The organism is Allokutzneria sp. NRRL B-24872 (assembly GCF_002155965.1).
In the GTDB taxonomy this organism is placed as follows: Bacteria; Actinomycetota; Actinomycetes; order Mycobacteriales; family Pseudonocardiaceae; genus Allokutzneria.
The window spans coordinates 1-741 of the sequence record NZ_MUMH01000286.1 but is presented as its reverse complement, the minus strand read 5'-3'; the positions used below and the strand labels follow the sequence as shown (position 1 = coordinate 741).

The window sequence follows — 741 nt, the reverse complement described above, 5'->3', positions numbered from 1 at the left end:
GCGCGTCGGGCGGCGGTTCGGGTCGGCCCCGGGACCGGCCACGGCGATCACTTCGGACGCGGTGGGCTGCTCAGCGCAGTCCTCGCACCGGGCGTGCACGTGCACCGGGCCGCCGCACTCCTCGTGCTCGAACAGGATCGGCGGGCCCTTCGGCGCCAGCCAGCGATCACCCCACTCGGTCAGCGCGATGATCACCGTGCCGAGTTGGCGGCCCTTCTCGGTGAGCAGGTAGTCGCCGTCGCCGCCGCGCCGCATCAGCCCGTCGGCCACGAACCCGTCCAGCCGCTTGGCCAGGATGTTCGGTGCCACGCCGAGCCTGCGCTCGAAGTCGGAGAAGCGCCGCATGTCCGCGAACACCGCGTTGCGGATGATCAACAGGCTCCAGCGCTCGCCGATCAGCTCCAGCGCCCGCGCCGCCGAGCAGTTCTCGCGTTCATAGGTCCGACCCAGCACGGCGTCGATGATCCGCCTTCCACTTGCGTGATGCAAGCCGTACTCCTAGCCTGCTTGCATCACGCAAGTTCGCTGGATGGAGGACACCGTGGACCGACCGGAGATCGTCAGCAGGGACGCGTGGGTCGCCGCGCGCAAGCAGCACTTGGCCAGGGAGAAGGAGCTGACCCGGGCGTTCGACCAGCTCAGCGCGGAACGCAGGCGGCTGCCGATGGTGCGCGTCGACAAGGACTACCGCTTCACCGGCCCGGACGGCGAGGTCGGCCTGCTCGACCTCTTCGAGGGGCG

2 protein-coding genes are annotated in these 741 nt (G+C 70.0%); one reads left to right on the top strand and one right to left on the bottom strand.

What is annotated here, in order from left to right; all coding sequences use genetic code 11:
• On the bottom strand, positions 1–489 hold a 489-nt coding region (locus CCN37_RS41905; RefSeq protein ID WP_246843550.1), incomplete at its 3' end, for a helix-turn-helix domain-containing protein.
• Positions 490–529: 40 nt separating this feature from the next.
• On the opposite strand from CCN37_RS41905, the gene CCN37_RS37470 reads away from it, so the two are divergent.
• The coding region (locus CCN37_RS37470; protein WP_143262024.1) for a DUF899 family protein at positions 530–741 on the top strand (212 nt) is incomplete at its 3' end.